This window comes from Frankia sp. AiPs1 (assembly GCF_023716945.1).
Taxonomy (GTDB): Bacteria; Actinomycetota; Actinomycetes; order Frankiales; family Frankiaceae; genus Frankia.
Window position 1 is genome coordinate 1 of sequence record NZ_JAMQQF010000588.1, and the last position, 3,688, is coordinate 3,688.

General features: G+C 75.4%; 4 protein-coding genes and 1 pseudogene. 3 read left to right on the forward strand and 2 right to left on the reverse strand.

What is annotated here, in order from left to right; all coding sequences use genetic code 11:
• A pseudogene (locus tag ND748_RS27855) lies at positions 1 to 228 on the forward strand (allophanate hydrolase); the annotation flags it as partial.
• Between the two features lie 35 nt (positions 229 to 263).
• Positions 264 to 545, forward strand: coding sequence for a metal-sensitive transcriptional regulator (locus tag ND748_RS27860; RefSeq protein WP_041939889.1), 282 nt, complete (start codon positions 264 to 266; stop codon positions 543 to 545).
• A 152-nt stretch (positions 546 to 697) separates the two neighbouring features.
• Here the strand turns inward: ND748_RS27860 and ND748_RS27865 are convergent, their stop codons facing one another.
• Entirely contained in the window at positions 698 to 1,234 is a 537-nt protein-coding gene (locus tag ND748_RS27865) for a MarR family winged helix-turn-helix transcriptional regulator (protein ID WP_251749169.1), read from the reverse strand.
• Positions 1,235 to 1,450: 216 nt separating this feature from the next.
• Between ND748_RS27865 and ND748_RS27870 the strand changes: the two genes are divergently transcribed.
• Positions 1,451 to 2,197 carry an alpha-ketoglutarate-dependent dioxygenase AlkB gene (locus ND748_RS27870; protein WP_374216055.1) on the forward strand — a complete coding sequence of 249 codons (747 nt, stop codon included), beginning with the start codon at positions 1,451 to 1,453 and terminating at the stop codon, positions 2,195 to 2,197.
• 112 nt (positions 2,198 to 2,309) lie between these two features.
• Here ND748_RS27870 and ND748_RS27875 read toward each other — a convergent pair.
• A partial coding sequence (locus ND748_RS27875) for a WD40 repeat domain-containing protein (RefSeq protein WP_374216056.1) occupies positions 2,310 to 3,688 on the reverse strand: 1,379 nt, incomplete at its 5' end.

The window sequence follows — 3,688 nt, forward strand, 5'->3', positions numbered from 1 at the left end:
ATCGACGCCGAGGTGTGGCGGCTGCCGCTGGCCGCGGCCGGCGGCTTCCTGCTCACCGTGCCGTCGCCGCTGGCGATCGGGACCCTCGACCTCGCCGGCGGCCCCACCCTGGGCTTCCTGTGCGAGTCGGCGGCGGTGGCGGGCGCGCTGGACATCACGGCCCTCGGCGGCTGGCGCCCGTATCTGGGCCAACCCCGGACGGCGACAGCACCCTCACAGGTACCGTAGGGGGGTACTGGTCATCGTGGGGGAAGGCGCTGCGGATGCACGGCTACACCAACACCAAGGACGAGTACACCGCCCGGTTGCGCCGGATCGAGGGGCAGGTCCGCGGCCTGCAACGCATGATCGCCGAGGACAAGTACTGCATCGACATCCTGACCCAGGTCTCGGCCGCGACCCGAGCCCTGCAGTCGGTCGCCCTCGGCCTGCTGGAGGACCATCTCGCGCACTGCGTGGCCCACGCGGCAGCGGAGGGCGGCCCCGTCGCCGACGAGAAGCTGCGGGAGGCGTCCGCCGCGATCGCCCGGCTCATCCGGTCCTGACGTCCTCCCCCGCCTGGCCGTGAGCCGCGGCAGCATCCACGCCGAGACCCCGTGCGGGCCCCATGCCAGGTACCTGCCGGGGCCCCACGTCAGGTACCTGCCGGCCTGGGACTGACCGCCCGGAGCCCCAGCGCGGGGGCGTTCCCCGGCGGTCAGCCGTTCGGCTGACCGCGATCACCCAACGCGTCCACCAGGTTCGACAGCGCGGGCAGCGCGGTGAGGATGGCCGTCCGGTCGGCTTCGACCAGCCGGGCCAGGGCCGCGCCGAGGCGTCGCTCATGGGCACGCTGCCAGCCGGACAGGGCCGCGGCCCCGGCCGGGGTGAGCCGCAGCAGCGCCGCCCGCCGGTCCGCGGGGTCGCGCTCACGGTGCAGGTAGCCGGCGTCGGCGAGCTGCTGCACCAGCGTCGAGACGCTGTTCGGGGCGAGCCGCAGACGCCCGGCGAGTTCACCGACGCGGGTACCGTCCGCCTCGGCCAGGCACTGCAGGAGCTCGACCTGCGCCATCGGCAGGGCCTCCCACGAGTACTCGGTGCGGATGCTGGCCCGCAGCACCCGGCGCAACCGGGTGACGACCTCGGTGAGTCGGCGCACGTCCCAGTCGGGACCGGACGCGGCCCCACCAGCCGTCGGCGGGGGCAGGACGGTCGGGTCCTCGGCGACCCCGGGCTCGCCAGAACGTCCGGTCATCGGGTCCGCGGCGTGGCGACCCCGCCGTTCACGGCGAGGTGGAAACGCCGCTCCATCATGGTTGCCATTGTTGTTGTCCGTTCCACGCCGACGACACCACCGGTAACCGGGACCTCGATCCCGCAGGTTACGCCCCGCGGTGCGGGCGGCGGCGCATCGCGACCATGGATCGGCCCACACCGGGACCCGTGGTGGCCGCGAGGTAGCGTCGACAGGGTGACGGACGCCGTCCCACCGGCCACGGGTGCCGGCCGCGCGGGCAGGTCCGCCGCGACGTCGGGCGCGGCGGCATCGCTACCGCCGACCGTCGGCGCGGTGGATCCGGCGGCGCGCGCCGATCGGATCTGGCTGGACGAGCGGTCCTGGGTCGACGTCACCCCCGGTTGGCTGCGCGGCGCCGACGAGCTGTACGAGGCGATGCGATCGGGCCTGCCCTGGCGGCAGGGCGCTATGTGGCGCTACGAGCGCCAGGTCACCGAGCCGCGGTTGACCGCGTGGGTCCCCCGCGGCGCGCCGGTACCCTTCCCCGCCCTACTGGACGCCTATCGGGCGCTGCGACGCACCTACAAAGTCGAGTTCGACGGGTTCGGCATGTCCCTGTATCGGGACGGCTCCGATGGCGTCGGCTTTCACCGCGACCGCGAGATGCGCTGGCTGGACGACACGATCATCGCGATTCTCACCCTGGGCGCGCGGCGGCCGTTCCTGGTGAAGTCCCGCCATCTGCCACCGGGCCGACGGCTGCTCAACGATCCGCAGGCGCCGGGCGGGCGCGACCTGTCCCCCGCCGGCGGGGATCTGATCGTGCTGGGCGGCCGCGCCCAGGCCGACTGGCTGCATGCGGTGCCCCGGGTGCACGGGCACGTCGGCGCCCGCATCTCCGTGCAGTGGCGCTGGACCTCCCGGGCCGGCCGGCCAGAACAGGGGCCCGGCTACGGCGCGGCCCGCCACTTCGACCGTTAGCCCCGGCCGCGCCATCCCCCGGCGGGTTCAGTCGCAGGGCGGGTTCAGGCACAGTGTGGGTTCAGTCGCAGGGCGGGTTCAGCCGCAGGGCGGGTTCAGCCGCAGGGCGGGTTCAGCCGCAGGGCGGGTCGTAGCGACGGTGACCGAGCTGGCTGCGCCACTGTTCGCGGCTGATGCGGTCGCCGACCCGGGCGCACACCTCGTCCTGAGCCGCGAGCAGGTCGAGCTGCCAGAGCCGGACACCGTCCCCGACCGCGGCCGCCAGGGCACCGTCGGGCCCGGCGAGGCCGAGAGCGGTCACGCCGGTGGTGGCGCCGACCGGCAGAACGCCCCGGCGCACCGGCTGGGACGGCGCGGACACGTCCCACAGCGTGATCTGACCGCCCGCGCCGCCGACGACGAGCACGTGGCCGTCCGCGGACAACGCGAGGGCCCCGGGCACGTCCGCAGCGGCGGCGGGGGCCGGTCCGGAAGCGGGGGCCGGTCCGGGAGCGATGGACGCCAACCGGCGCAGGCCCCGCGGATCACCAAGCCCGAAGATCTCCGTCTGGGTGCCGCGGGAGGTCGTGGTGGTCGCCGCGAACCAGCGTCCACCCGGGCTGACGACGATCGCCCGGACGTCGGCCGCGGCGGTGCGCTCGGCCCGGCTGCGCGGTTTCCACGGGTCGGTGACGTCCCACACGGCGAGGTGACCCGGGCCGCCGAGCACGAGCGAACGCCCGTCCGGGGTGAAGACCACGTTGGTGACGGCCGCCGGTTCTGTCAGCACGGCGAGGGCACGCGGCGAACGTGGTCGGCTGACATCCCACAGCCGGACCGTCCGATCCGTCCCCGCCGAGGCGAGCGTCCGGCCGTCCGCGCTGACGGCGACGGCCGTCCCGGCGCCGACGTGACCATGCAGGTCCGCCAGTGGCGCGACCTCGGCCGCAGCGGTACGCACCTGGTCCGGCGCGCCGTCGTCGACCAGCCGCGGCGGGCTGAGCTGCCACAACCGGAGCACGCCGTCCGCCCCGGCCGTCACCACGGTCTGCGGTACCGGGGCGGTAGCGGACGCGGACGGGTGCGGCGCGATCGTGACGGCCCGCAGCGCCGACCCCGCCGACCGCGGGGCGCTGTCGGCGGCACGACTGCCGGAGCCGGCGGCGAGCTGCGCACGGCCGGTCGCGGTCGCCGTGGCGTCCGCGGTCAGATCGCCGACCCGGTGTATCCGGGCGGGATCGGCGATGTCCCAGACCGACCCGCCGGCATCGCCGACCGCGATCAGGTAGCGGCCGTCCGAGGTGACCCGCAGGCCACGGATGGTTCCGGTCGACGCGACGATCTGCCGGACGCTCGCCTCGACCAGTGCCTGGGCGGCCAGCGCGGTCGGCTCGAGCCGGTACGCGGCGACGGCGAGCTGCCCGGCGAGGTTCGGCTCCCGGTCGAGCAGGCGGATCGCGGCTCCGGCGGCACCGCGGGACGTCGCCGCGCCGCCGCGGTCGCGCACGGCTG

Excerpts from the sequence above, each read along its gene's own strand:
- ND748_RS27860 (WP_041939889.1), top strand. The coding sequence starts at position 264 with ATGCACGGCTACACCAACACCAAGGACGAGTACACCGCCCGGTTGCGC.
- ND748_RS27865 (WP_251749169.1), bottom strand. The coding sequence starts at position 1,234 with ATGACCGGACGTTCTGGCGAGCCCGGGGTCGCCGAGGACCCGACCGTC.